Source organism: Bradyrhizobium sp. MI1.7 (genome assembly GCF_055811795.1).
Map to the genome: position 1 here is coordinate 1 of NZ_JBVVPO010000090.1, position 24,419 is coordinate 24,419.

Genomic DNA, 24,419 nt, shown 5'->3' on the forward strand with positions numbered 1-24,419 from the left:
CCCCCCCCCCCCCCCCCCGCCCCCCCCCCCCCCCCCCCCCCCCCCCCCCCCCCCCACCCCCCCCCCGCCCGCGCCCCCCCCCCCCCCCCCCCCCCCCCCCCCCCCCACGACACCGTCATTTAGGCACGCAAAAGCGCCTATCTCTCCACCTCAACCCTCAGCCCGGCGTGATCGACCAGCCGCTTGATCAGCTTGTGCTGCATCGCTGCGCCCGGCGTCCAGAGACCGGCCGGGACATCAGGCGTGTCGCGCAGCAGGCAGATCGCGCATTCGGAAACCATCTTCGCCGTTGAGGCATAGCCGGGATCGAGATCGCCCTTCACCGCCGCGCGCACCTGACGGCCGTCGGGCGCGATCGCGACATAGAGCACGTCGTAATGACCGTTGTCGCGCTCTTCCTTCGATGGCCCGTCGCCGGGCTTGAGCGCTTTGGGGCCGGTCTTTTCGCTATTGGCGGCCATGACGAGCTTCGCGTTGGCCTGCCCTTCGTCCCCCGTCCCCGTCAGCACCATCTCGTCGTAGACGAAATCGCGGCCATACGGGAATCCCATCAGCATGTTGGAGCGATGGACGTTGCGCGTGTTCAGCGTCGCCATAGCAAACGGGGCGGACCAGGATTGCAGGTCTTCCTCGAAAACGGGCTTGTTGCCGCGCGGCTGTTTCGGCCCCTCGAAGCCGGGCGTGAATGCGAAGGGGTCCTTGAGGATCGACACCAGGCTGAGATCCTGCGCGACTGCTTCGAAGGTGACCCTCGCGCTCGCCGAGGTGCCGCCGGAGAACTTCCAGCTGAGGTCGCGGACGCGCCCCTTGACGCGCGGCGCCGGCGCTCCGAACACGCGACGGGCTTCCTCCTGCACGAAGAACGCACCGAGCTCGAACGGGATGGAATCGAAGCGCGCCGCTCGCCTTCGCCGCCGCGTCATACCTGTCGATCATCTGCTTCAGCCAGATCGGCTCGCCGCAGAGATCCATATAGTCGGTGCCCGACGCGACGCAGGCGGCAAGCAGATCGGAGCCGTAGAGCTGGTAGGGACCGACAGTGGTTATGACCAGCTTCGCCTGATCGACCATCGCCCGCAACGAAGCCGGATCGGCTGCGTCCGCCACGATCAGCGGCGTGTCAGCGGGTGCGCTGATCGCATCGCGAACGGAGGCGAGCTTGTCCCTGCTGCGCCCGGCCATCGCCCATGTCGGCGCGCCGTCACCGGCATAGCTTGCAGCGAGATATTCGGCGACGAGCTGGCCGGTGTATCCCGTCGCGCCGTAGACGACGATGTCGAACTTCGCGGACACGGACCTTACGCTTCCACCTCGAACGTCAGCCCAGCATTGTCCCGCAGGCGCTTGATCAGCTTGTGCTGCATCGCCGCGCCCGGCGCCCAGAATCCGGCCGGGACGTCTGTCACATCGCGCAACAGGCACATCGCGCATTCGGAGATCATCTTCGAGGTCGAGCCGTAACCGGGATCACGGTCGCCGGTGACGCCGGCGCGAACCATGCGGCCGTCGGGCGCGATCGCGACATAGAGCAGGTCGAAGCGGCCGTTCTCCCGCTCTTCCTTCGAGGGCCCCTCGCCCGGCTTCGGCGCGTTCGGACCGGTCTTCTCGGCGTTGGCTGCCACCACGCGCTGCGCGTTGGCTTCGCCCTTCTCGCCGGGACCCGTCAGAACCATCTCGTCGTAGACGAAGTCCTGGCCGTAGGGAAAGCCCATCAGCATGTTGGAGCGATGGACGTTGCGCGTGTTGATCAGTGCCATCATGAACGGCGCGGCCCAGGATTGCAGGTCATCCTCGAGCAGCGACCTGTTGCCCTTTGGCTGCTTCGGGCCGGTGAAGCCCGGCGTCAACGCGAACGGATCGTTCAGGATCGCGATCAGGCTGATGTCCTTTGCGACCGCATCGAAGGTCGCCTTCGCGCTCGCCGCGGTGCCGCCCGAGAGCGTGCCGCGCATGTCGCGCACGCGGCCTTTCACACGCGAGGCCGGAGCGCCGAACACGCGCTTGGCCTCTTCCTGCACGACAAACGCGCCGAGCTCGAACGGCACGGAATCGAAACCGCATGAGAACACGATACGCGCGCCGCTCTCTTTGGCGGCCGCCTCGTACTTGTCGATCATCTGTCGCATCCAGATCGGTTCGCCGCAGAGATCGAAATAATCGGTGCCGGTGGCAACGCAGGCCGCGAGCAGTTCCTCGCCATAGAGCTGATACGGGCCGACGGTGGTGATCACCGACATCGTCTGCTCCGCCATCGCCTTCAGCGAGGCCGCGTCCGATGCATCCGCGACAATCAGCGGCGTATTCCCGGGCGCGCCGATCGCATCGCGTACCGACTTGAGCTTGCCGAGGCTACGGCCTGCCATCGCCCATTTGAGCGCGTGGTCACCCTTGTAATGCTGAGTCAGATATTCGGCGACGAGCTGGCCGGTGAAACCGGTCGCACCGTAGACGACGATGTCGAATTTCGCTGAGCTCATGATCGACCTTTATTTCTTCGCGTAACTCACGCCCATGCCGGCGCGGACGTCGCTTTGAATCCCATAGGGCGGAATCGGATAGCGCAGGCCGTTCTTGGCCAGCGCCTTCATGCCCTCGATCGCCTTGGCGAGATGCGAGGGCTTCAAGGCCATCAGCATCTCCTCGTCCGGCACGCCGCCATAGCGCCGTTCGGCATAGCATGGCAAGGACAGGCTGGGCTCGCCGGTTTTCAGCGCCCGCCCCCAAGAATCCGCGCAGGCGGTCTCACCGACCACCCCCCATTCGAACTTCTTGTAGCCGGTATATTGCAGCCCGTTGATCAGGATGATCATCTGCCCCGGCGTCGCATAGACCAGGCAGATGTCGGGCGGATCGAGCCGCCCGCTCGCGAGCGGACTGACCGCAAGCGCCTGATACTGCCCGAACGGAACCACGTCCAGCGCCTCCTGGCGCTTGCGCGCGTCCTCAGCGGTGCCGTGCCAGACCCCGACATAGTTTTCGCCGGCGAGCCATTTTTCGTCCTGCGGCGCAAGCCCGATCACGGCGCGACACTGCGCACCGACAAGATCGTCGGCGGTGATGCCGACCGTCCAGCCCAGACGTGCAGCCATGCTGACGATCTGGTCGGTGGTGTGGACCGCGTTCGGCCGCCGGATTTTCGGGATCGCCTCCATGTCGGCAGTGCGCGCGAACAGCTTCATGCCGATCACCGTCGTCTTCAGCCGCAGCAGGCTGTTGAGGTCGGCGACGAGCCCGGCAAGATCGATCCTGTCTTCGCTCTGCTGCTGCATGGCGTCCTCCCGACCGGCGATCGCGCGCCGGTACTCTGTTCTTGTTTTGCGGCCCTCGTTTTAGTCCTTGCCCGGCCCCGGAAGCAACTCGCCGGTCCGCCCCATGATGCGATACGCCAAAAGGCCGATCCATTCGCGCACGGCGACGTCGGTCTTGCCGAGACCATCGGCCCCATTGCGGGTGAAGGCGAAGAGCCCGTCGCGCCCGCCCATCCGCCAATCCACCGGATAGGCTTCGACGTCAAACCCGGCCTTGCGGAAAATCCCCATCGCGCGCGGCATGTGGAAAGCCGACGTGACCAGAAGCCAGCGTTCGCCCGGCTTCGGCGTCACCAGCTGCTTTGTGAAGATCGCGTTCTCCCAGGTGTTGCGGGAGTCGCGCTCGAGGATCAGACGCTCCTTCGGTATGCCCAGGCTTTCCAGGATCGGCGCGGTGTAGTCGGCCTCCCTCGCCTCCGTCGCGACCAGGTTCGCCGAGCCGCCGGTGAAGACGATACGCGCGTTCGGATAGCGCCGCGCGAGGTCGGCCGGCGCCAGCATGCGATCGGCCGCGTGCGCAACCACGGGCGTGCGATGCGCCGCCGACAGATCGGTATCGATCGAGCCGCCGAGCACGATGATGCCGTCGGGGGCGCCCCGCGACGGGTCCCACGCCGGGAAACGCGACTCCAGCGGATAGAGCAGAAGATTGCCGATCGGCGAGAACGCGACCAGCGCCAGCAGCACCAGCGTGGTCACGGCGAGCTTGCGGCCGACCGCAGCAAACCGCGTCGCCATCAGCAGCAGCGACAGGATTCCTAGCTCGATCAGGAGATTGATCGGCAGCAGAGCGGTGCCGAGGGTCTTGGAAAGAACGAAATACAGGGGAGCCTCGCTGGAATGATCGTGCCGGGCTTGACCGGCCCGTCCATCTTCAGAAATCTTCTTGAAAGAGGATCGATCGCCGGGTCAAGCCCGGGCATAACAGGTTCTCATGACGAGTTCTGATGAAACCGATTGGACGCGGCCAATGACCCATCACCACCTGCATTCAAGCCCCGAGACCTGCCATTGGGGCTTCTTCGAAGCCGCGCTCAAACCCGTCCTCACCGTCAAAAGCGGCGATGAGGTGACGGTCGACACCATCAGCGGTGGGCCCGACATGCTGCCCGACCGCACCAAATTTCACATTCCGCCGGAGATGTTCGAGGTTCACGCCAAAAACGAGCGCATGCTGCCCGGCCACATCCTCACCGGCCCCATCGCAGTCGAGGGCGCCGAGCCCGGCGACGTGCTCGCGGTCGAGATCCTCGACGTCCAGCTCCGGCAGGATTGGGGCTGGAACATGATCAAGCCGCTGTCCGGTACCCTGCCCGACGATTTCCACGAAACGCGCATCCTGAACATCCCGCTCGACCGGTCGCGGATGGTCGGCCGCATGCCCTGGGGCCTCGATCTGCCGCTCAAGCCGTTCTTCGGCGTGATGGGCGTCTCGCCGCCACCGGCCTGGGGCCGCATCTCCTCGCTCGTGCCGCGCGCGATGGGCGGCAATCTCGACAACAAGGAGCTCGGAGCCGGTGCGACGCTCTATTTGCCGGTGTTCGTCCCGGGCGCGATGTTCTCCTGCGGCGACGGCCATGGCGTGCAGGGCGACGGCGAGGTCTGCGTCACCGCGATCGAGACCGCGCTCCAGGGCCGCTTCCGCCTGACGCTGCGCAAGGACCTCAGGTTCGACTATCCGCGCGCTGAGACGGCAACGCATTACATGACCATGGCCATGGACCCCGACCTCGACCAGTGTACGGTGCGCGCGCTGCGCGACATGATCGTGCTGCTCGGCGAGACGCGAAACCTGTCGCGCGAGGACGCCTACACGCTGTGCAGCCTGGCCGCCGACCTGCGGGTGACGCAGACCGTCAACGGCTGCAAGGGCATCCATTGCATGATCGAAAAGGCGATCGTGCACGGCTAGCCACACCCGCCTGCCCGGACCCGTCTCCACTCCGCCTCCGCTCGGCATCCCGCGCGGCGCGCGGCGCTGCGCCTGATTTCCCGAGCGATTCCAATGAGCTGAAACACCGGTCTTGCCCGGATTTGACTCCCACCCCTGAACCTAAATAGAGTCTTAATCGTTACTTTTATGTACCCGAGTAAGAGGCTAGCGTTCGGGCCATGGCCACCGAAAAAGCCGAGACTGACCGCATTCCCGTAACCTTGGCGCTCTCGACCATCACCTATCTGGAAAAACTGGTGAGACAGGGCACCCACGGCACCAGCGTTCCCGGCGTCGCACGCACTCTGATCGAGGAAGGCATCCGTCTCGCCATCAAGGACGGCCTTTTGTCGATTCGCGACAACGGCAGAACGTGAGGGCGCGCCGGACGTGAGGCGGACGGATCTCGAGAGGCGGATGGCCGACATCTGCAACCTGGGACCGTTACAATGCCTGTTCTCTCACCAACTTCTTCACCGACTGCTTCTTCACCGACTTGGACCAACGAACGAATTGAGCTTCTGAAGCAGCACTTCGAGGCCGGCCTCACCTGCAGCGAGATCGCTGCCGACATCGGCGTCAGCCGCAACGCGGTGATCGGCAAGCTGTCCCGGCTCAATCTCACGCGCGGCAGGACGAGCGACGAGCGCAAGCTCGAGCGGAGCCTCGCGCCGCGGCGCGGGACGAGAGCCGTACCGCGGCTGCAATATGAGATGCTCGCCACGATCTACGGCGACACCGACACACCTGTGGTCGCGGGTCCGATCGACGATGCCAACCGCTGCTCGCTGCTGGAGCTCGCCGAGAATCGCTGCCGCTGGCCGATCTCGACGCCGGGCGCAGACGACTTCTGCTTCTGCGGCAATACCGCGCCCGACGGCCAGTCCTACTGCGTCGGCCACAGCCGCCTCGCCTACCGGCCGAACTCGCGCGCCCGTGTGATGCGCGGCTGAAGGAAAATCCCAAAACGAAAAACCTCCGGCGGGGCATCACCGGAGGTTTCTGGAGGCTTAGCATGAAGCTAAGAGCCGTGACTTTCGTAATCGGCTGAAAACAAGATAGCTGATCAACTCAGGTAAGTAAATAAGTTTGAGGGCGATCGATACGCATAGCTCGTCTTCGTCGTTTGCAACGTGTTGCCGGATTTTCCGAAGGCCGCTTTCATGAAAAAGCCCCGGCGGTTTCCCGCCGGGGCTCTATCAGATCGGAACGGTCTTCAGCTTACCAGTTGCGCTGGGCGCGCAGCAGCAGGCTGTAGGTGTCCTGGTCCTTCAGCTCGTAGGTTGCCGCAGGCTTGGCAACCGACGCCAGCGCCGGGGTGGTGATCACGCCCGAGTACTTCTGGTCGAGGTGGCTGTAGACGAAGTCAGCCGAGAAGGTCAGGTTCTTGACCGGCGTCCAGCGGGTGATGACGCCGATCTGGCCGATGTTGAAGTCCGGGTTGCAGGTGCCGGTCAGCGAGGCGAACGCAGCGCTGCCGCAGATCAGGCCCTTCGCCGTGCCGCTGTAGTTGACCGCAGCCCACGCGCCGTAGAGCGCCGTATTCCAGTACGGGTTCCAGTTGTGGGTGTAGGCACCACGGAAACCGTAGGTCTTGGTCAGCTCGAGCTGGCCGTTGGGACCGAACACCGCGTCAGACACGCCGGCAAAGCCGATGCTCTGATACGCGCTGCCCGAACCGCCGAACATCGAGTAGCTGGTCGCCGCCAGCGACTGGAAGTTGTAGCGGCTCGCGCCGTCGGTATAGACGCCCGAGATGTTGATCACGTCGCCAGCACCGGTCGGGATGTTCTTGATCTGCAGAGCTAGCTGAACGGCCCAGCCCCACTTGTCTTCCGGATGACCGGTGACTTCGGACGCGCCGTAGTAGGCGACGTGGTTGTCGTGCGCAGCCACCGACGCCTGGAACAGGCCCCAGGCCTGGTCGACACGAACCATGCCGACGATGTCGGGCGACCTAGTGCCGCCGATATCGTTCGAGCCGTAAGCACCGCCGAGGACGCCGCTGGTGGACATGCCGGCGGTGTTCCAGATGTTGGTCGTGAAGAACTGGGTCTGGTCCTGCGCCGAAACGGTCGCGGTCACGCCCTGGCCGAAATCGGCCGTGTAGGTGAACTGGGCGACGCCGTTCACGGAGCCGCTGCCACCGACGAGCTGGTCGAAGTTGTTGCCGGGATAGTTGGTCCAGGGCGCGTCGAACTGCGACACGGACTTACCCATGGTGAAGCCGGCGAACTGGATGAACGCATAGTAGACGCCGAGCGTACCACCCGAGATCGTGCCCGAGCTTGCGTTGTTCGGCGCAGACACGCCCGTGCTTCCGAGTTGCGAGTAAACGGTCGCGCCTGTTGCCGAGCCGCTTCCCGTATAGTTATCGGTCGTCCAGGTGAACACCGCGTCAAAGTAAGTGCGAACCACCCCGTACTCAGTCGCGGTACGGGTATCGATGTTGAGGTCCTCGCGAGCGCGCGCCAAATAGTAGTTCGACAGGCGGTTGTTCGCGCCGGAAACACCGTTGTAGGCGGCGCTGTAGTTGCCGCCGGCATTGAGCGCGACTTCAGCACGCAGATAGCCGCCGAGCTTGATGCAGGTGTCGGTGCCCGGGATGTAGTAGAAGCCCGCGCCGTAGAGCGAGCAGATCTTGACGTACTCGACCGCCTTGGCCTTGACCGGAAGATCGGCCGCTTGTGCTCCGCCGACGGCGATCAGACCCGCCGCAGTGCCGAGCAAAAGGCTCTTCACCACTTTCATATAAAACCTCCAAGTTGCTCATTTTACGGAGACCGGACCGTGAGGCCCCCCAGATCCCCGTCTTTTCAAATCCGCTCGGCCGCTTCGCGCTTTTGGACACACCCGCATCGACGCGAGGGACGTGAGCGAACCACCTGCAACGGGACGATTGAGTACCCCCCACCGTCACGGGCCAATATGCCTGCGCCGTTCCGCTAATCAAAATAGTTTATTTAGTCAGCTTTGTTGTTTCACTAAACCTGTGCCCCGCGCGCAACACCGCGAGTGAGGGAATATGCTGAGCTGATCATCTTTGTAGTTTTAGTGACAAAATTACCCTGCTCTGCACTTGCGTCAGGGCAGACTTGCGTGGACTATGGCCGTGCAAGACACCGGCCGGAAAAGAATCAGATCACGGGAGTGACGCTGTGTCAGCGACCAGGAAGGAAGGGGCGCGCCTCCGCTCCATCGGCAATCTCGATATCATCAGGCGTTTCACCTGGGAAATTTCGTCGATCAACATGTATCTGGAGGAGTTGCGTCAGTTCTGGGCGAGAACGCTGGGCATCAGCGGTCCGCAATGGCTGATCCTGATGGCGATCTCCGACCTCGACAAGGACGACGGCGTGCCCGTCAACGTGGTCTCCAAGCTGCTCCACGTCGATCCGTCCTTCGTCACCACCCAGTCCAAGCTGCTGGAGAAGAAGGGCCTGCTGCGGCGGCGGCCCTCGCCGACCGACGCCCGCGTGGTGCGGCTGTCGCTGGTCGAGAAGACGCAGAAGCACATCGCAAGCCTCAACGAGCAGTACAAAACGATCCGCGAATTCGTCTTCCAGGAATTCGACGAGAACGAACTGACCGAATTCACCGGCAAGCTGGCGACGCTGAAGACCCGGCTCGAAAAGGCCTGCGTCAGGATATCCCTCGACTACTAAAACATGATCCGGAAAAGTGCGAAGCGGTTTTCCGAAAAGATCATGCCCAAGCAACAACCTAAATCGCGATGACGATTCATCCCAATCTCATCGCGCTTTAAGACAGCAGGCGGCGTTCAGATCCGCCGCCCCGTGGCGCCCAGTTGCGATTCCAGCCAGTCGAAGATGTATTCGTTGGCAAGGCTGGGATTGTCCGCATGGGCCTGCGCCGCGCCGGTCTCCTGCGCGGTGAACACCTTCAGCACGATGTCGGAGCTGCCGAGTCGCGACTTCTGCACGATCTGGCGCGCCCGGTCGGCCTTGAGCCAGCCGTCCTCGCCGAGCGTGATCAGCACCGGACAGTCGACGCTCGAGGCCATCAACGGCGCCGACGGCACCGGGACGATGCTGAGGTCGCTCATCGCAAAGCGGCTGGCGAAGAAGGATCGTTCGTGCAGGTCCCACAGACCGCCGTCGCAGACGGCCGCGGCGAGCCTCGGCTCCTGCAACACCGCGCGCGCGACGAAGGAAGAGCCCCACCCGTCGGCCACGATGGCGACGCGATCGAAATCGACGTCGCGGCGCGTCTCCAGATAATCCATGACGCTGGCAATCGAGCTCTCGAGGTCGCGGCGCTGCAGGAGCGTGTCGGTATAGTCGTCACGCTGGTCGCCGAGCAGGTCCAGCGCGAGCATCGACAGTCCGCGTTCGCGCGCATGCGGCGCGAGCTTGAACAGGAATTCTTCCTTGCGGTGTCCGGGCTCGCCGATGCAGATCACGGTCGGAGCCCGCTTGCCGGCCGGGGACGCAGGCAGGAAATAGCCTTGCAAAACGTGTCCGTCATCGGCCCAGGGAATCGTGACGACCTCGCCAGCCGGACCGCGCGCGGTGAGGAAGCGGCGCGCGCATTCCTGCATGGCGAGCACCGCGACCCAGCGGCGCTCGTCGGCCTGGTCCAGCGGCATCGCGGCCGCGCCGTAGTAATTCATTGCCCGCAGCCAGTTGCGCTGCGCGGTCGCCATGTGGCCTTCCGCGAATGCCGCCTCGGCACGCTGCCGGTTGGCTTGCGCTAGCCGCTTCCACTCGCGGTGCCAGGACTGCTCGCCGCCCTGCTTGAGCTGCCGCGCGATCATCAGGCATTCTGCGATGGTGGCGCCACCCTCCTGCGCCGCGGTGAGGAGCCGCGTGAATTCAGCGGAAATATCCTCTCTCTCCGGGCAGAGGATCCAGTCGTCGGAGAGGCATGCGGGTATCATCGGAGCTACGCTTTATGATGGCGTTACCCCTGATGGACTAAACTATTTTGGTTCACCAACCAAGCTGCCGTGCGCCGAATGAGACCCGTTTCACATCACCATCGCTTGAACATTGCTTGAACGACGGAGCATGTCGCATGCGTGACATTCCAAATCGTCATAAGGCGTCGGAAAGTGGCAAGAGGTGGCACGTAAAGTTACCTGCGTAACATGTAAATTACCTGTGTAATAATACGTCCGCACCTCTTGCCATGATGGTCGTCATACCCAGATACGCGGACGTTTCGTTGATAGTCTCAGCCAAACCGAATCAACCGAGCCGCCAGCCAACTTCCTGCGTAAAGCTTTCATAGAAGGCGCGGTCGTAGGCCTGCTCCGGCGTTGCGCGCACGCGTTCGTCAAGGCGCTTTGCGTCTTCGCCCACAAGAATGCGCCACCGGTCCGCCTTGACCCCGTCGAGGATGATCTTCGCGGCCTGCGCAGCCGTCGTCGGCGCGTCCTCGAGGAAGCTGCGGGCGCGTTCGGCGAACGCAGCCTGGATGTCCTCGTCCGACATCTTGTCAGCATCCGGCACGCCAGCCGCGACCATGCGCTTGCGGGTCAGCGCGACCTCGTCGGCATTGAGCCGCTCCGACCCGTCGGCGCTCTGCACCTTGCGCGAATTGGAGACGATCGAGGTGCCGATATGGCCGGGCATCACCACCGAGCATTTGACGTGCGGCGCGTGCAGGCGGAGGTCGTTGATCAGCGCTTCGGTAAATCCCTTCACCGCGAACTTGGCCGAGCTGTAGGCGGTGTGCGCCTGTCCCATGCCGATCGAGGCCCAGAAGCCGTTGACGCTCGCGGTGTTGACGATGTGGGCCTCGTCCGCCGCCACCAGCATCGGCAGGAAGGTGCGCACGCCGAGATAGACGCCGCCCCAGCAGATGTTGAAGGTGCGCTCCCACTGCTCGCGCGTATTGGTGAACAGGCTGCCGCCGCCACCGATGCCGGCATTGTTGAACAGGAGATGGATCCGGTCGGTCTTCTGCTGCTCGGCGAGCTCATCGCGAAACCGCTTGAGATGGTCCTCGATCGAGACGTCGGCGACATGGGTCGTGACCCGCAGGCCCTGCGGCAGCTTCTCGACCTCGCAGAGCCGCTTGGTCTCGGCCATCGCGGCTTCGGAGACGTCGCACATCGCGACATTGCAGCCCTCCGCGACGAGCTGCCGTGCGAGCTCGCGTCCCATCCCCGTGCCGCCGCCGGTGATGACGGCGATCTTTCCTGCAAAATCCTTCATGGGACTTCGGTCCCTCCCCTTGTCGGTATGTTTCTTCACAGCTAGCGCCGCGCATCGCGGCGCGCGCAAAATGTAGCAGCGCCGCATCCGCAGGTAAAAGCGGATCGGCGCTGCAATTGGACATCGATAATTTCGGCCGGCGGACTATTCGGCCGCTTCGACACGCACCCCGTTCAACGCGCCGAGTGCCTCCAGCGCCTTGCGGGTGGCGGCCTGCTGCGCCGGCGAGGCCTCCGGCATCGGTGCGCGCGGATAGGTCCTGGGCAAGCCCTGGAGCGTCTGGGCGTAACGCGTGCAGGCCGGCAGATTGTCGGCGATCACGGCGTTCCACAGCGTCAACAGCTTCTTGTGCAGGTCGAGCGCGCGCGGATGGTCGCCCGCCTTCACCGCATCCCACAGCGCGACGGAGGCATGCGGCGCCGCGGTCAGGATCGCGGCGATCGAGCCATGGGCGCCGAGCGTGTAGGACGGATACATGAGGGCATCGACCGCGCTGTAGATCAGCTTGTCCGGCGCCATCATCATGAGATCCGCGAACAGCTTGAGATCGCCCGCGCTCTGCTTGACGCCGACCACCAGCGGCACCTCGGTCATGATCCGCACCAGCAGCGCCGGTGACAGATAGGACCACGGCACCACGTTGTAGATGATGATGGGCATGCCGGTCTCGTCAGCCATGGCGCGGAAGTGCGCGACCATCGCCTCGTCATCGGGCTTGAACAGATAATGCACCGGCGTGACCTGGAGCGCTGCGACATTCATGTCGCGCACGAGCTTGCCGCGACGGATCGCATCGCGCGTGGAGTCCACGATGATGCCGGCGATCACGGGAATGCGTCCCTTCACCGCCTCGACCGTCGCGGCCATCAGGTCGCGATATTCCTCGTGATCGAGCGTGTGGCCCTCGCCGGTCGAGCCGCCGGCCGCGACGCCATGCGCGCCGGCGCCGATCATCCAGTCGACCTGGGGCGCCACGAGCCCAAGGTCGATCTCGCCGTCCTTCCGGAACGGCGTCGTCATCGGCGGGATCACGCCGGTCGGTCGTGCCTTCATGGTCTACCCTCGCGTTTCCTTTGGTCCTGCGGCGGTCCCGCTCTCTTGACGAGTATCCGCCCGCTTTCGAGCCTATCGGCTGCGCAGGCCTTGTGAAGGGGCGCTTCGCGCGGCGCTGCCCCCACAATCGCTCATTCCTGCGATCCTTCCTCGCCCTTTTCCTTGGGGATTCCCCGTATTTGCCCGGCTTCGGTTTAGGGGCAATTTTTTTACAATCCGAATCACCAAATGGAGGTGGACGCTGGGTCGAGTCGGCTAGGTCAGCGTGTTGTTTGTGTCACAGGCTCTGGCACTCCGCTTGCATCCTCTTCGTGGTCTGAAACTACCGATGAGGTGACAGGAATGTTCGTGACCGTGGTTGCCGTGCTCTGCCGGCTGAGCGCAGCCAGCTCAGGCAGTTGCATCGAGGAAATCGTGACCGACAGCAACATGACGCCCGAGATGTCGATGATGCAGTGCGCGATCGGCGCACAGGCCCCGCTTGCCAAATGGATGGGCGAGCATCCGATCTATCACGCCAATTGGCGCCTCGAGCGCTACAAATGCGTGCCGGGTCACTACGAGATCAAGGGCCACGCCTAAGGCCCCGCAAGACTACGGATGAGGAAACGCCCCGGAGGTAGCCTGGTCTCTCCGCGCGGGCACCGCTAGCGCCAGACCCCATTGCGGCGGCGCGCCCCAGTGACGACGATCACGCCTTCCCTTTAAGCCACTGCACGCAGAATGATCGCACGCGCCTGTCGCCCTTCCGGCGTCGGCATCAGCGCGAAATTGTGCGGCTGGTCACGGAGCAGATGCAGCTCGACCGGCACGCCCGCCGCCCTCGCGCGCTCCGCGAGATCGACGCTATCGGGATAGAGCAGATCGCGCGTGCCCGAGAAGATTGTCATCGGCGCGAGCGAACGGAAGGCGCCGTTGAGCGGGCTGACGAAGGGATGGCCGACATCGAGCTCGCCGGCATAGAGCCGCCCCGCCTCAATGATCCCCGGAATGTCCTGGATCGGATCGCGGCCTGCGATCTCGACCTGCTCCGGACGGCTGACCGATGCATCGGCCGCCGGCGAGATCAGCATCAGCCGGCCCGGCTGCCGATGCCCGCGGTCGCGCAGCCACTGGCAGGCAGCGAGCGCCAGTCCCGCGCCGGCGGAATTGCCGACCACCGTGACCTTTGCGGGCCCGACATCCTCCAGCAGCATCCGCAACAGTTCGGCCGTCGCCGGCACGAGATCCTTGGCGGTGGCATGCGGCGCAAGCGGATAGATCGGCACCACGCAGACGACGCGCGCCCTGCGCGTCATCTGGCCGACGAAGCGCCAATGTGCCGGCACGATCTCGTTGATGAAGCCACCGCCGTGCAAGAACATGACGTGGTTGCAGCCCTCATGGCCAGATGATGGCGCCGTGTAATAGACCGGCCATCCGCCCATCTTGGTCAACGTCACCTCGACGCCGCGGCCCAAACCCGTCGGCTCGTAGGAGGCCGGCTGCAATGCGAGTTTCTGCACATGCGCCTGCACGGCCTCGGCCGAGGCAAGGTGCTTCTTGAACGGAAGCTGCCGCAACAGCGCGTTGAAGCAACGGCTCTGCAGGCTCGGCGCGGGATCGCCGGGTGGCCGCATCCCCAACAGCCGGCCGCCTGGACAAAACTGGAAGGCCGATGCGATCTTTGCAACGCTCATGTCAGGTCTCCTCCAGACCGGGCTCTTCGTATGGGCACGAAAAGGCTTGTGTCGACCGCCGCCACATGCGGATATAATGCGAGCATTCGCTCGCTTTTCCTACTCGCATTCGGATCACAGGCCCATGGCGCGCAAACCGCCGACAAAACCCCGGAAAAATGCCTTGCAAGCGCGATCGCGCGCCACCGTCGACGCGCTGGTCGAGGCAACCGCTCGCATTCTGGTCCGCGAAGGCTTTGAGAAAGCCAGCACCAACCGGATCGCCGAAATCGCCGGCGTCAGCGTCGGCTCGCTCTACCAGTATTTTCCCAGCAAGGAGGCGCTCGTCGCCGCCGTGATCGACCGTCACAACGAGGAGATCATGGGCATCGTCCGTGCCGCCCTCACCGAGGTCGCCGACCTGCCGATCGACAAAGCCGTGCGCCGCCTCGTCACCGTCGCGATCGAAGCCCACCGCATCGATCCCAAACTACATCGGGTGCTTGCCGAGCAGATCCCGCGCACCGGCCAGCTCAAGGACGTCGAAGCCTTCAACCGCGAGGTCCACACCCTCGTGCGCGCCTATCTCGAAAGCCGCCGCAACGAGATGCGCAAGATCGACCCGGGACTGGCGACCTTCATCTGCGTCAGTGCGATCGAGGCGGTCGCGCACAACACGGTGCTGAACCAGGCCGAGATGCTCTCGGAGAAGATGGTGAGGACGCTGGTGGATGAGACGACACGGATGGTGGTGGGGTATTTGAGGTAGTTTGCGAAAACGTCGCCTCATGCCCGCTCTACGCGGGAGAGCGGGCATCCTGCTAAGCAGTTGATTTATCTGCGGGCTGCATTGAGCCGAGCCCATGGCCATGAGTTTTCCATTTTTGATGGCGATCAATTCAGCTTTCCTATTGAGGACAAAACATATGCCCAAGAAAAATTGCCTGATAGTCCATGCCGCCGGAAGACAGCTCGACCTACTGCGCGGAGAGGCTTCCCGCATTGCGAAGGCGAACAAGGTCGACTGGTGGATCGATCGTGCCGACGTCGGCACACTTTTTTGCTTTGAAGACGCAAATGCTACAGATGCCTTCGCTCGCACCTGCGACAACTTCGGAGTCCGATGCCAAGACGGCTAGCTAAAAACCCCGCCGACTTTGTGAGCCGGCGGGAGTTGAGTGAATACCTACGAAAACCGGCCCATCGCCAAACGCGCGTCAGACGGTGGGGCCGTTCCGGGTGGATGGCGAGACCTTGAGGAGGTCCAGATTCGCCACAGACCGATTTTTCAATCTCTCCCTTGGAGAGTCGTTCCTCAGACGCCGCGATGCCAATATCTTTGTGATCTGGCGCAAAAGGAAGGCCCCAGCCAATGGGGAAGACCGGGGCCTTCACAGGCCTTGCGATGGATCACACGCAAGACCGATCGCTGGATAGCTGCAGGAGCGCTCGTTCCTCCTGCGGAACCAATCTCGACCCAAGTTGGCTGCAACTCCAGATGAGTCGCGAGAGCCAGCATTCCAGCAGCCAAATCGGGGCTAGAGTGTGTCCGAAGTTGAACTAGACGCGGGCGAAACCAACGTGCTGAAGCCGCGATCCAACTCGAGTGTTTCGCAAATCATCGATTCTTCGTAGGCCGAACCCGCGGCGAGCGACTAGGGCGCGTGGGTGAAGATATCCACTCGTCGATTTCGTCTGGCTCTACTCGCCACGAAGGTGAGACGCCATCGGCTGTCCGGGCTGTGACACGGTATCGGCGCTTACGGAGCTTGGCTGCCAAATTCTTCGCGCCATCTTCGTCTCGACATTCAATAGAAAAATTACCGTAACAAACAACCCAGCGCTTTCGACTTACTTTTCGTTTGGATCGCGCTGAACGCTCCATCTAAGGGACCCCGTGAGTCCCCAAGCCCGTCCCAGTATCAAGACTCCATTCTTACCAAACCGTTTAAACCTGTCCGCGACCTCGCCAAGGGCAGCGGACTACCTACCCATCCTAGCAACCCCCGACGCAAGACATGAGGTCTGGTGAACTTCATCAGCAAGATGTCATTCAATCACCTCGTCTGCGCGGCTCAGAACGGACGTTGGAAGCACCAGGCCGAGCGCCTTCGCAACCGGGAGGTTGACTACCGTGAAACTCGCGCGGCGCGGACGCTACTTGCTTGCCGCCAGGACAGGTTACACATCATAGCGCGGGGAGAAGACAACTCCGCTCCGGACGTCGCGCCTCCCAAGTCCCTGCGACGCAATGCATTGAAGCAGCTGTCGTGAATATTCCCCCGTCCCACAGGCTGGCATGGTGACATCATGCTCCTGTTTTGCCCGACGCGTCAAATCGATTCGGAAAAACATAATTCGCCAATGGGTTCGCTACTGTGCATGGGGTTGTTTTCGACATTTTAATTTTCCGCCCCCAGAAGCAGCCGCCCGCTACCGGTCGTCGCGCATGCGTCACGCAGCGGGAGCAGGCTCCACGCCGACGGTCAATCCACCGATGAGTTGGAAAAAATGGTCGGAGCGAGAGGATTTGAACCTCCGACCCCTAGTCTCCCAGTTATAAACGACCTGTTTTATAGCCATTCCTGACGTTGGATGAAACGTAGAAAACCCCTACAAATCCAACACAATCAAACCAATGACCACTTGCCTTTTTCGGAGCAATAGCCAGACTGCTGGCTACATACTGGCTATAAATTTGGTGGGGCATGGCCAAGATCAGGATTTCGACCGATAGCGTAGCCGCGCTGATGAAGTCTGCGGTCCCGAATAAAACAACCTTTTACTTCGACGATGAACTGGCTGGCTTCGGGCTCTATCGCACCACCACGGGCACGGGCACATATTTCGCCGAATTCCGCCCCGTAGCCGGCGGCAGCAAGAAGCGATTAAAGCTGGGCCGGGTCGGCACCCTGAAGGCCAATGAGGCCCGCGAGGCGGCCCGTAAGGCGATTGCTAACGCTGCACTGGGAAAGGACCTTGCTCAAAACCGAAGCGACGAGCGGGCCAGCCTGACGGTTGAGGAACTGGTCTCAAAATACATCGAGGAATACGTCGCCGAGCACAAAAAAGCGTCCACCGCCGGCCTTTACCGCATGCTGCACAAGAAGCACGTTAAGCCTCGGATGGGCTCAACCAAGGCAGTGGTGCTGACACGGGTTGATGTACAACGCGCGCACGCCCTGATGTCGCGCGAGGCCCGCGTATCCGCCAATCGGGCAATCAAGCTGGTGTCTGCGGCCTACGGCTGGGGCTCACGCCACGGTCACGTGCCGGAAGGCATGAACCCGGCGTCCGGAGTCAAGTTAAACGAGGAAGAGGGTCGCGAACGCTTCCTCACTACCGCCGAGCTGCTGGCGATCGGCAACGCCATGATAGAGGCCGAGACCGTGGGCCTGCCGGTAGATGCAGGGGACGCCAAGCATGCACCTGTGGGGCAGCTTGTGAAAATGTCACCTTATGCCACCGCGGCCGTCAGATTGCTCATGCTCACGGGCGCTCGCTTGCGGGAAATTCTGCACCTGCGCTGGGTTGAAGTTGATCTGGACCGCGGTGTGTTGCGGTTGGCCGACAGCAAAACCGGCAAGAAAACGATTTACCTACCGACCGCCGCTCTCGACATCATCAAGTCCCTGACCAGGCTGGGCGCATTTGTGATTGCCGGCGAATCGGCCGGGACTAAGAATGAGAAACCGCGCGCAGACCTGAAGCGCCCATGGACTGCCATTTGCAAGCGGGCTGGTGTGAGCGGCGTCAGGATCCACGACTTGCGGCATAGCTTTGCCAGCGTTGGAATCGGCGACCAGATGGGCCTGCCGGTTATCGGTACCCTCCTCGGTCATGCCGATCCCAGCACGACGCAGCGTTACGCTCACTTGGCTGACGAGGCGGCGCGCCGGGCGGTGGAGGCCATCGGCGGCAAGATCGCTGCTGCACTGAACGGGAAATAGCGCGAAGGAGACTGACCATCCGCAAGGGTTGCGGCGCACCTACGTAGACTGACGTCGCTCGCTTTCAGCCGTGTTCGCAGCCCTCAGAAGCTCTTCGATGTAGGCGGCGATGTCGCCAATCGCCGCCCGCAAATCGGCCTCCGAAATGCCCTGCCCTTTGGCAGCTCCGATGAGACGCCGCGTTAGTTCCGCCACATCCTGCGACGCGCCCGCAGTCCGGTACTGCTCGACAGCGTGGATGCTGTTCTCAGCCCAGAAATCGATAAACTCGCGGGCCTTGTCTGACATGTGACGTCCCCTGCTGGTGCACGCTTAGCGCGCTTCCGGGGAAAGCGGTAGCCCGCCCCAGCTTCGCGACTGGAGCGGGCCTCGGCGGCGCGGGCTCGATGGGTGTCAGGTACGACCGGCCGCCGATGATATAGTTTAGCGCAGCAATCGCCAGTTAGCTTTGCTTCCCCTGCATGCAGGCTCGCACAAACTCTCTCTTGGCGCGACCTTGTCCCTTCATTATTCCGCCTGCGCTCGAAAAGCCGCGTTCGGTAGCGAGCTGCCGGCACTTCTCCCATTTTTGCGGGTTGCGAAGCGCGCCCTGCTGAGCCTGTCCAACGGCGGCGGTCAGAACCAAAGCAACAAAAGCAATCAAAATCAGCTTAGTCATTCCGGGACCCCTCCTGAAATATTTACTGAAAAATTGCTGTTCGATTTTAGCATGGAATCCGCAATATCAGCAGAAGACAAAGCTAAGTAGCACAATAAGCCCGCCCCAACTTGCGCTGAGGCGGGCCAGTGACCTTTCAGCTACTGACGGATGCCGAGCGCAATGATCTCGTCGTCTGAAGTCCGCTTGGCCCACGCAGCGCGCGCACACTCCAGCCTCAGCGCGCCGTCCGGATCGTGCCGCGCAGCCCATTTGTTGAGGTTGCTCACCGAGGACTCCCCGAGATGGATGTGAAGAGCGTAAACGACGGGGTCGCAGCCCGCGTCTCTTAGGCCGGTATAGTAGGTCTTTGCACAGAAATGCGTGGAGAGATCGATACCCGCGCTAGCATTAAGATCTAAGTCAGTCATTTACTTCCACTGTCGTCCGGCTCATTTGACTGCCCTATTGGAAGTTGGCTAAATCCACATCACCACGTAGACCCTTTGACTTTGCTGATGATCTAACGGTGTTTCTCCGACGTTCGAAGAAAAAGATCGAGGCTGGCGCGGCTGAAATGGCGCTATTGATCAAGATCGAAAGACTGCTGGACGAATGGTCTCGCCGATTCTAGCGCGCCCTGGTCTCGCCAACTCAAACTGGAGTGAAGCGATGCGTTGCGCAGTCTGCGGGAAACTTGCTGAGCCGCTACCGAAAACTCATGACGGCGATGGTTTTCACTGCGCTGCATGCGGAGATTATGTGGTCTCTGGGACCGTCATCACTTCCAGATGGCTGGAGGGGCGGTCACCCACCGAGCGGCTGAAAGCGCTAGAGAACGCGAGGCGTCAAGCCCAACCCGGCAAGCTTCCAGTGATTACCACCTACTCGCTTTGACGATCGCGCGTTAAGCCGTACGAGTTACGCAGAGCAAGCCGCGTGAGCCGATCAATGATATGCCGCTCTAACCCAAGGGCGACTCGGACTGAAGGCCAAGAAATAGATGCCAGCCCGCGCCAGCCACCTGCCGACCAGCTCGGAGCGAGATGCATTGCAGAAACTGCGGGCGGGTCGCGAGCTGACACTGAGAGCCCTTGAGCCCACCGGTCAGCGCACCATAGCAAACATGCTGTCGAAGAGCTGGATTGAGCGTGGGAGCACGGCGGGGGCGTACCGGATCACGCCAGCAGGCCTCGCTGCCTTGCGCGTCAAGATACCCTAACGCCGAGAGCTGATTCGCATTTCGCCGTCAAAGGCACAGGAACCATCCTGCGGGCCAGAGATTGATCTCTTGCTTCAGGTTTCCCCGGCCTGAGGCGTCTCAACAGCGGCCTCCGCGTTGCCCCGCGGGGGCCGTCTTGTATGCGAGGTACCATGGACGAGAGCTTGCGAGTGATGCTTGCGATCGGCGCGACAGCGACCGTCGCCGCTGGGGCGTTCTTTGCCATCCGTTTTATCGTGGGATTTTACGGCTAGACGTTAGGTCTCTTCGATAGCTGCTTGTGCAGCGCATCCAGCCTAGATGTCTCACCCGCCCCGTCATCGACAACCCACGATGCCCCCGACCGCTTTACCGAAAACGCCCCATGGGGGAAGCTGGGTGTTTCCTTCCGCTCAACGCGACACAGCTTTCGCATCTCCGCGATGGCCTGAAACGACGTGAAATCCTTCCCTGCGGTGCGCTCAACGGCGAGCCGGCCTCGCTCGGCCTCTCGCCTTAGGCTGCTCGCGGTCATCCCTCCATCAGGGAAGGCGAGCTTGGCGATTACCGATAGGCGGCGTGGGGTGTCGTCGGTCCAGTCAATCGACTCGGCCATGAGCCGAGCTTAGCGCAACAAATCGGTCTAAAGTCCAATCCGAGGCGGTTGCCCTCCCCACCTCCCTCGCTCTATGGTGGCGCCTTGGGTCTGGGGGACCAATATGCGTAATTTGGGAATCGTGGCGGTTTGCGCCACATTGCTACTTGCGGGCTGTTCTTCGACACCGGCCGAACTCGAAGCTAAAGCTGCACCGATCGTCCAGACATATCCCGAAAACTACCAAGAAATTTATCGGAGAGTTTCGACGACTGCGAAGCGTTGTTTTGCCGGTAACGTCGGCGCCTACGCATCCTTTGCGGTCGACTCGGAATTGTATTCAGAACTCGGCTATGGAGAGCTAACACTTTCCTTGATCAACATGGGAACACGCAATTACTACGTCTCAGCCCGTGTAGATAAGCAGCCGGCCGGCTCAAAGCTGACGGTTCGTTCAGGCAATACCCTGGCAAGCGAGAGATACAAAACGCTGTTATTGGCGTGGGCCGGCGGCGATCAGAATTGTCCGGTTATTTGATTAAACAGGCGTGCGGGTGTACGACGCGCTCAATCCGAAACAGGGCGCTGCGCCGTGTTGGCCGTCTCCCTGGTGAAAGCAACGGAAGATTTTTCCGTTGCTTGCTTGACTACCTTCCTCTGGGCCGTGGCAGACGCGCGCCCACCTATCAGCTACGGCCCACATGAGAGAGATCGGACCAATCGCTACGCCGAAACCGCCATTGTCAGCTGGAGCCCGCTTTATCCGGGGCTTCCAGCGGGTTGGCATCGTCGTCGCGGGACTCGTTGGAATCGTCGGCGTGATAACGACGATTGTGATCGCAATCGATCAACAATCTTCCGCTGACGGCAGATACAGACAGGCAAAGTGCGTTTACGACAAGCTATCCGCCGGCCAGCCCGTCAAAATGCGTGAATACGATAAGTCGAAAATCGATTACGACGGATCGGGGTGCTTCGGCCCTGGCTACGGCGGCACCCCTGCCGAGGTAGCCATAGCGGCAGCAAACGCGCCTGCCCCTATGGAATTCTTCCTAGGTCCGTTCTTCATCGGGCTCGGCACTACCACAGTGTGCTCGGCTCTTAGCTTTGGGTTGTTTTGGCTTCTTGGCTGGCTGTGCGCCGGCTTCACGCGGGACTAAAGCATGGGCAAGCTGGTCGATGTTTGATAGGGCGCAGACCGTCGAACCTGCCGACAAAGGCATCCGCTTATTGGGGGCCGAGTCATTCAACTATGAACTGGAAGAGTCAGACTGCTTATTAATACTTCAAAGCACTGAACTAACCGTGAGAGCTGGCATCGAGTGGCCATTTCGCGGGCACCGAGACGAAAACCCGGAAGAGCCTCGCGTTCGTCGCTACATCAACGGATCTATGTCGGAGGTAAACTCTCGAACCTTCGCATTTCGCGGCACCAAATTTTTGGGTGCGGTAAGGCGGATTACGCTCAAATGCCACGAGAGCTCAAAAGACTACATCAAAGCTATGGTGTGGACGCCTGACGAGAACATGGTCGACGAGACCACGCTCCATATCGTCGTAACTCTCAAGGAAGATCACTTCAAGGAGACATTCCATCCTATCTGGCTTCGACAAGCGAAGTCCACGCTCGATCTGACGATCGATTGTAAAGGATTTCAGTGGGGTCCTGAAGCGTCCTTCGGGGAAGTTGGCGATCAGCGGCATTACGTCTTAGACGGCTCGCGCGTGGTAGAAGCTGCTTTCAGTTCCATCTACCTGCGGACTTCTCTAGGTGTCTCCCCACCTCGTTTGCCAACATCGCAGAGGTAGCCATGGGGAAGCTTGTTGCCGGCGACGATGGATTCCCCGCCGAAGAGGTGGGACCCTGGGCAGAAGAGAAGCAGGATCTACTTTGTCGATACATCGACATCTCGCGTGGAGCTCGCTCCAAGTTTATCGCCCCAGGAAAGGCCGGCGCTACCTACATCGACTTATTTTGCGGACCAGGTCGCTCAAAGATTAAAACCACCGGCGCTTTCATTGACGGAAGCTGCGTTGCCGCGTGGCGGAAGAGCGTAGCCGGCAAGGCGCCTTTTTCGCAAATGTATATCGCCGACATGGATGAGGAACGGCTCAACGCTGCGACAAAGCGTCTGCGCGCGCTTGGCGCACCTGTGGCCGCTATCCGTGGCGAAGCCGTCGATACTTCGCTCGCAATTCTGAAGCGCTTAGAACCGAAGGGCCTGCACTTCGCATTCATCGATCCGTACAGCTTGGGCGCCCTGGACATCAACATCTTCAGGACGCTCTCGCGCCGAACTCGAATGGATATGCTGGTTCACCTCAGCAAAATGGACCTTCAACGAAACCTAGACGAAAACATCGGATCTGCTCTATCAGAGTTCGACAGATTCGCCCCAGGCTGGAAAGATGTAATCGACGCTGATCAGGCTCAGCGTGGCATCCGCGGCGAGATTATCGATCATTGGAGAGACCTCGTATCTGGATTAGGTACCAAGGCATCCACCGAAATGAAGCTCCTAAAAAATAGTGGTGGCCAGCACCTCTACTGGCTGCTTCTGGTAGCCAAGCACGAGCTCGCGCACAAATTTTGGAAGACGGCTGCCAACCCAGAAGGACAAGGTGATTTTTTCAAGCTGTAGCTGAAGGCATCTCATCGTAGGTCCGCCCATTCAATGTGCGCCCAGCAGCCTTCTTATTTTTGCCGCCCCACTGCTTGAAGAAAAATGCGGTGTCGTAGCGGCGACATGCGGACTCGATTTCGCGAACCCACTCAGCATCCATCGGCCGAGCCTTCGGACCACTCTCGCCGCCCACAATTGCCCAGTGAATTCTCTTGAGGTTAGCATCGGCGACAGACCCGAGCAGTGGCTCAAACGAGATGAAGCGCACCACGGCCCGCACCGCACGCAATTCATCGATTCTGCCAAGATAGTCCGCGCTCTCTACGCTAGTGCCGAGCCAAACGTTGCGCAACAACGGCAGACCTGAGGTGATCTTGGCCATGTGATCCGGCCGTTTTGTGAGGATCTGGTATGTATGCTGTGGTGTCGCCGCCATCGTCGACCACACTTCGGCAATGAAATCCGCCGGCACATCTTCGTGGAAGAGGTCCGACATTGAGTTCACGAAAATCTGGCGTGGCTTACCCCAGCCTTTCGGCGCGTCGAGCGCCTTGCGATCCAGATAAAGCTTGCCGGTCCACTTCGCTCGGCCGCCGCTCTTTCGCGTCAGCCCCTTATACTTTGCAACACCCATGGCATCGAGGCGCGCGGCCATCCGCATGGCGTAGCAGTTGGTGCAGCCGGGCGAGAGAATGGCGCAGCCGGCGACAGGATTCCACGTCGCATCGGTCCACTCGATCGAGGTTTCAGCCATGGAGTTCCCCTTCAGAGTCCAGAGAGTCACAAGAAAGTGGTGATATTTCGTTAACTACGCACTCCCTGGGCAGCCGCCCTCCTCCGCGCCTCTCCTTGCGGCCTCACCGGCTTCCCCGCCCGATCCTCCCGCCAACGATGCACACCGCGCGCCGCGTCACGCCATCCGCGGTCACCGTCGTCAGCACCGATGGCCGCCTATGTGATGCCGGCCATCGCTGGCTGGGCGGCGCCGCTGGACTTACATCATGTGCAGTAGATCCACCTCCGCGTTGCGCGCATCGCGATCCGCGCCAATTTGCCATCCCGCGGCCAGTAGATCTTCAACCGGCGGCGTCGACATAGCCGCGATTGCTAGCGGACTCTGCTGGCTGGAACCTGCAGCGAGCGAAAAAATTGACTCGTCAGGGAGGTTCCGATGACACAGCAAAATCGGACGCCACGTGGTTCGAGCACAATGGATCCCGTTACTGGTTCCGGCGCTGGCCAAGTTCCGACGAAACCGCACGACTCCGGCAGTCAGGC

25 protein-coding genes and 1 pseudogene are annotated in these 24,419 nt (G+C 61.7%); 12 read left to right on the plus strand and 14 right to left on the minus strand.

Going from position 1 to position 24,419, the window contains the following annotated elements; genetic code table 11:
- Nucleotides 1-137: 137 nt before the first annotated feature.
- The 4 genes and pseudogenes from AC0L3X_RS41975 to AC0L3X_RS41990 form a co-directional block, all read right to left on the minus strand.
- Nucleotides 138-1,293 (minus strand): annotated as a pseudogene (locus AC0L3X_RS41975) (saccharopine dehydrogenase family protein).
- A gap of 5 nt (nucleotides 1,294-1,298) precedes the next feature.
- Nucleotides 1,299-2,477 carry a saccharopine dehydrogenase family protein gene (locus tag AC0L3X_RS41980; RefSeq protein WP_354131598.1) on the minus strand — a complete coding sequence of 393 codons (1,179 nt, stop codon included), beginning with the start codon at nucleotides 2,475-2,477 and terminating at the stop codon, nucleotides 1,299-1,301.
- A gap of 9 nt (nucleotides 2,478-2,486) precedes the next feature.
- A complete protein-coding gene (locus tag AC0L3X_RS41985; RefSeq protein ID WP_354112944.1) occupies nucleotides 2,487-3,269 on the minus strand; it encodes a DUF169 domain-containing protein in 783 nt (260 codons plus the stop codon).
- A gap of 60 nt (nucleotides 3,270-3,329) precedes the next feature.
- On the minus strand, nucleotides 3,330-4,046 hold the full coding sequence (locus AC0L3X_RS41990) for a YdcF family protein (protein ID WP_223154008.1): 717 nt from the start codon (nucleotides 4,044-4,046) through the stop codon (nucleotides 3,330-3,332).
- Between the two features lie 232 nt (nucleotides 4,047-4,278).
- On the opposite strand from AC0L3X_RS41990, the gene AC0L3X_RS41995 reads away from it, so the two are divergent.
- The 3 genes from AC0L3X_RS41995 to AC0L3X_RS42005 all read left to right on the plus strand — a co-directional run bounded on the left by AC0L3X_RS41995 (nucleotide 4,279) and on the right by AC0L3X_RS42005 (nucleotide 6,194).
- On the plus strand, nucleotides 4,279-5,220 hold the full coding sequence (locus AC0L3X_RS41995; RefSeq protein WP_063982927.1) for an acetamidase/formamidase family protein: 942 nt from the start codon (nucleotides 4,279-4,281) through the stop codon (nucleotides 5,218-5,220).
- A gap of 200 nt (nucleotides 5,221-5,420) precedes the next feature.
- Nucleotides 5,421-5,618 (plus strand): hypothetical protein, encoded by a 198-nt coding sequence (locus tag AC0L3X_RS42000; RefSeq protein ID WP_007603456.1) that lies wholly within the window; start codon nucleotides 5,421-5,423, stop codon nucleotides 5,616-5,618.
- 72 nt (nucleotides 5,619-5,690) lie between these two features.
- Nucleotides 5,691-6,194, plus strand: a complete 504-nt coding sequence (locus tag AC0L3X_RS42005) for a GcrA family cell cycle regulator (protein ID WP_063982926.1) — start codon at nucleotides 5,691-5,693, stop codon at nucleotides 6,192-6,194.
- A 268-nt stretch (nucleotides 6,195-6,462) separates the two neighbouring features.
- Here the strand turns inward: AC0L3X_RS42005 and AC0L3X_RS42010 are convergent, their stop codons facing one another.
- The gene (locus AC0L3X_RS42010) at nucleotides 6,463-7,992 is read right to left on the minus strand and encodes a porin (protein ID WP_063982925.1); all 1,530 of its coding nucleotides are present in this window, start codon (nucleotides 7,990-7,992) and stop codon (nucleotides 6,463-6,465) included.
- A gap of 407 nt (nucleotides 7,993-8,399) precedes the next feature.
- Here AC0L3X_RS42010 and AC0L3X_RS42015 point away from each other — a divergent pair, with 407 nt between their 5' ends.
- A complete protein-coding gene (locus AC0L3X_RS42015) occupies nucleotides 8,400-8,906 on the plus strand; it encodes a MarR family winged helix-turn-helix transcriptional regulator (RefSeq protein WP_028152624.1) in 507 nt (168 codons plus the stop codon).
- 116 nt (nucleotides 8,907-9,022) lie between these two features.
- Here the strand turns inward: AC0L3X_RS42015 and AC0L3X_RS42020 are convergent, their stop codons facing one another.
- From AC0L3X_RS42020 to AC0L3X_RS42030, 3 genes are all read right to left on the minus strand, one after another.
- Nucleotides 9,023-10,141, minus strand: coding sequence for an alpha/beta hydrolase family protein (locus AC0L3X_RS42020; RefSeq protein WP_063982924.1), 1,119 nt, complete (start codon nucleotides 10,139-10,141; stop codon nucleotides 9,023-9,025).
- A 310-nt stretch (nucleotides 10,142-10,451) separates the two neighbouring features.
- The gene (locus AC0L3X_RS42025; RefSeq protein ID WP_063982923.1) at nucleotides 10,452-11,423 is read right to left on the minus strand and encodes an SDR family NAD(P)-dependent oxidoreductase; all 972 of its coding nucleotides are present in this window, start codon (nucleotides 11,421-11,423) and stop codon (nucleotides 10,452-10,454) included.
- A 144-nt stretch (nucleotides 11,424-11,567) separates the two neighbouring features.
- On the minus strand, nucleotides 11,568-12,476 hold the full coding sequence (locus AC0L3X_RS42030) for a dihydrodipicolinate synthase family protein (protein ID WP_028152627.1): 909 nt from the start codon (nucleotides 12,474-12,476) through the stop codon (nucleotides 11,568-11,570).
- A gap of 342 nt (nucleotides 12,477-12,818) precedes the next feature.
- Between AC0L3X_RS42030 and AC0L3X_RS42035 the strand changes: the two genes are divergently transcribed.
- A complete protein-coding gene (locus AC0L3X_RS42035; protein WP_028152628.1) occupies nucleotides 12,819-13,058 on the plus strand; it encodes a hypothetical protein in 240 nt (79 codons plus the stop codon).
- Nucleotides 13,059-13,180: 122 nt separating this feature from the next.
- Here the strand turns inward: AC0L3X_RS42035 and AC0L3X_RS42040 are convergent, their stop codons facing one another.
- Nucleotides 13,181-14,155 (minus strand): alpha/beta fold hydrolase, encoded by a 975-nt coding sequence (locus AC0L3X_RS42040; protein WP_084795115.1) that lies wholly within the window; start codon nucleotides 14,153-14,155, stop codon nucleotides 13,181-13,183.
- 163 nt (nucleotides 14,156-14,318) lie between these two features.
- Between AC0L3X_RS42040 and AC0L3X_RS42045 the strand changes: the two genes are divergently transcribed.
- From AC0L3X_RS42045 to AC0L3X_RS42055, 3 genes are all read left to right on the plus strand, one after another.
- Nucleotides 14,319-14,903 carry a TetR/AcrR family transcriptional regulator gene (locus AC0L3X_RS42045; protein ID WP_231142100.1) on the plus strand — a complete coding sequence of 195 codons (585 nt, stop codon included), beginning with the start codon at nucleotides 14,319-14,321 and terminating at the stop codon, nucleotides 14,901-14,903.
- Nucleotides 14,904-14,997: 94 nt separating this feature from the next.
- A complete protein-coding gene (locus tag AC0L3X_RS42050; RefSeq protein ID WP_223154006.1) occupies nucleotides 14,998-15,273 on the plus strand; it encodes a hypothetical protein in 276 nt (91 codons plus the stop codon).
- 1,569 nt (nucleotides 15,274-16,842) lie between these two features.
- Nucleotides 16,843-18,084 (plus strand): tyrosine-type recombinase/integrase, encoded by a 1,242-nt coding sequence (locus AC0L3X_RS42055; RefSeq protein ID WP_283016699.1) that lies wholly within the window; start codon nucleotides 16,843-16,845, stop codon nucleotides 18,082-18,084.
- A 39-nt stretch (nucleotides 18,085-18,123) separates the two neighbouring features.
- On the opposite strand, the gene AC0L3X_RS42060 is transcribed toward AC0L3X_RS42055, so the two are convergent.
- From AC0L3X_RS42060 to AC0L3X_RS42070, 3 genes are all read right to left on the minus strand, one after another.
- Nucleotides 18,124-18,372: a hypothetical protein gene (locus AC0L3X_RS42060; RefSeq protein ID WP_283016700.1), complete on the minus strand. Its 249-nt coding sequence runs from the start codon at nucleotides 18,370-18,372 to the stop codon at nucleotides 18,124-18,126.
- A 154-nt stretch (nucleotides 18,373-18,526) separates the two neighbouring features.
- Nucleotides 18,527-18,742, minus strand: a complete 216-nt coding sequence (locus AC0L3X_RS42065; protein ID WP_208088241.1) for a hypothetical protein — start codon at nucleotides 18,740-18,742, stop codon at nucleotides 18,527-18,529.
- A gap of 140 nt (nucleotides 18,743-18,882) precedes the next feature.
- On the minus strand, nucleotides 18,883-19,011 hold the full coding sequence (locus tag AC0L3X_RS42070) for a hypothetical protein (protein WP_283016701.1): 129 nt from the start codon (nucleotides 19,009-19,011) through the stop codon (nucleotides 18,883-18,885).
- Between the two features lie 1,630 nt (nucleotides 19,012-20,641).
- Between AC0L3X_RS42070 and AC0L3X_RS42075 the strand changes: the two genes are divergently transcribed.
- From AC0L3X_RS42075 to AC0L3X_RS42090, 4 genes are all read left to right on the plus strand, one after another.
- Nucleotides 20,642-21,055 (plus strand): hypothetical protein, encoded by a 414-nt coding sequence (locus AC0L3X_RS42075; protein WP_253571249.1) that lies wholly within the window; start codon nucleotides 20,642-20,644, stop codon nucleotides 21,053-21,055.
- 163 nt (nucleotides 21,056-21,218) lie between these two features.
- Nucleotides 21,219-21,677: a hypothetical protein gene (locus AC0L3X_RS42080; protein WP_354123668.1), complete on the plus strand. Its 459-nt coding sequence runs from the start codon at nucleotides 21,219-21,221 to the stop codon at nucleotides 21,675-21,677.
- A 19-nt stretch (nucleotides 21,678-21,696) separates the two neighbouring features.
- Nucleotides 21,697-22,326 (plus strand): hypothetical protein, encoded by a 630-nt coding sequence (locus tag AC0L3X_RS42085; RefSeq protein WP_354131599.1) that lies wholly within the window; start codon nucleotides 21,697-21,699, stop codon nucleotides 22,324-22,326.
- 2 nt (nucleotides 22,327-22,328) lie between these two features.
- On the plus strand, nucleotides 22,329-23,159 hold the full coding sequence (locus AC0L3X_RS42090; protein ID WP_354096956.1) for a three-Cys-motif partner protein TcmP: 831 nt from the start codon (nucleotides 22,329-22,331) through the stop codon (nucleotides 23,157-23,159).
- Here the strand turns inward: AC0L3X_RS42090 and AC0L3X_RS42095 are convergent.
- Nucleotides 23,149-23,895, minus strand: coding sequence for a DUF5131 family protein (locus tag AC0L3X_RS42095; protein ID WP_354125518.1), 747 nt, complete (start codon nucleotides 23,893-23,895; stop codon nucleotides 23,149-23,151). The genes AC0L3X_RS42090 and AC0L3X_RS42095 overlap by 11 nt on opposite strands.
- Before the next feature lie 240 nt (nucleotides 23,896-24,135).
- On the minus strand, nucleotides 24,136-24,419 hold a 284-nt coding region (locus AC0L3X_RS42100), incomplete at its 5' end, for a hypothetical protein (protein WP_473317410.1).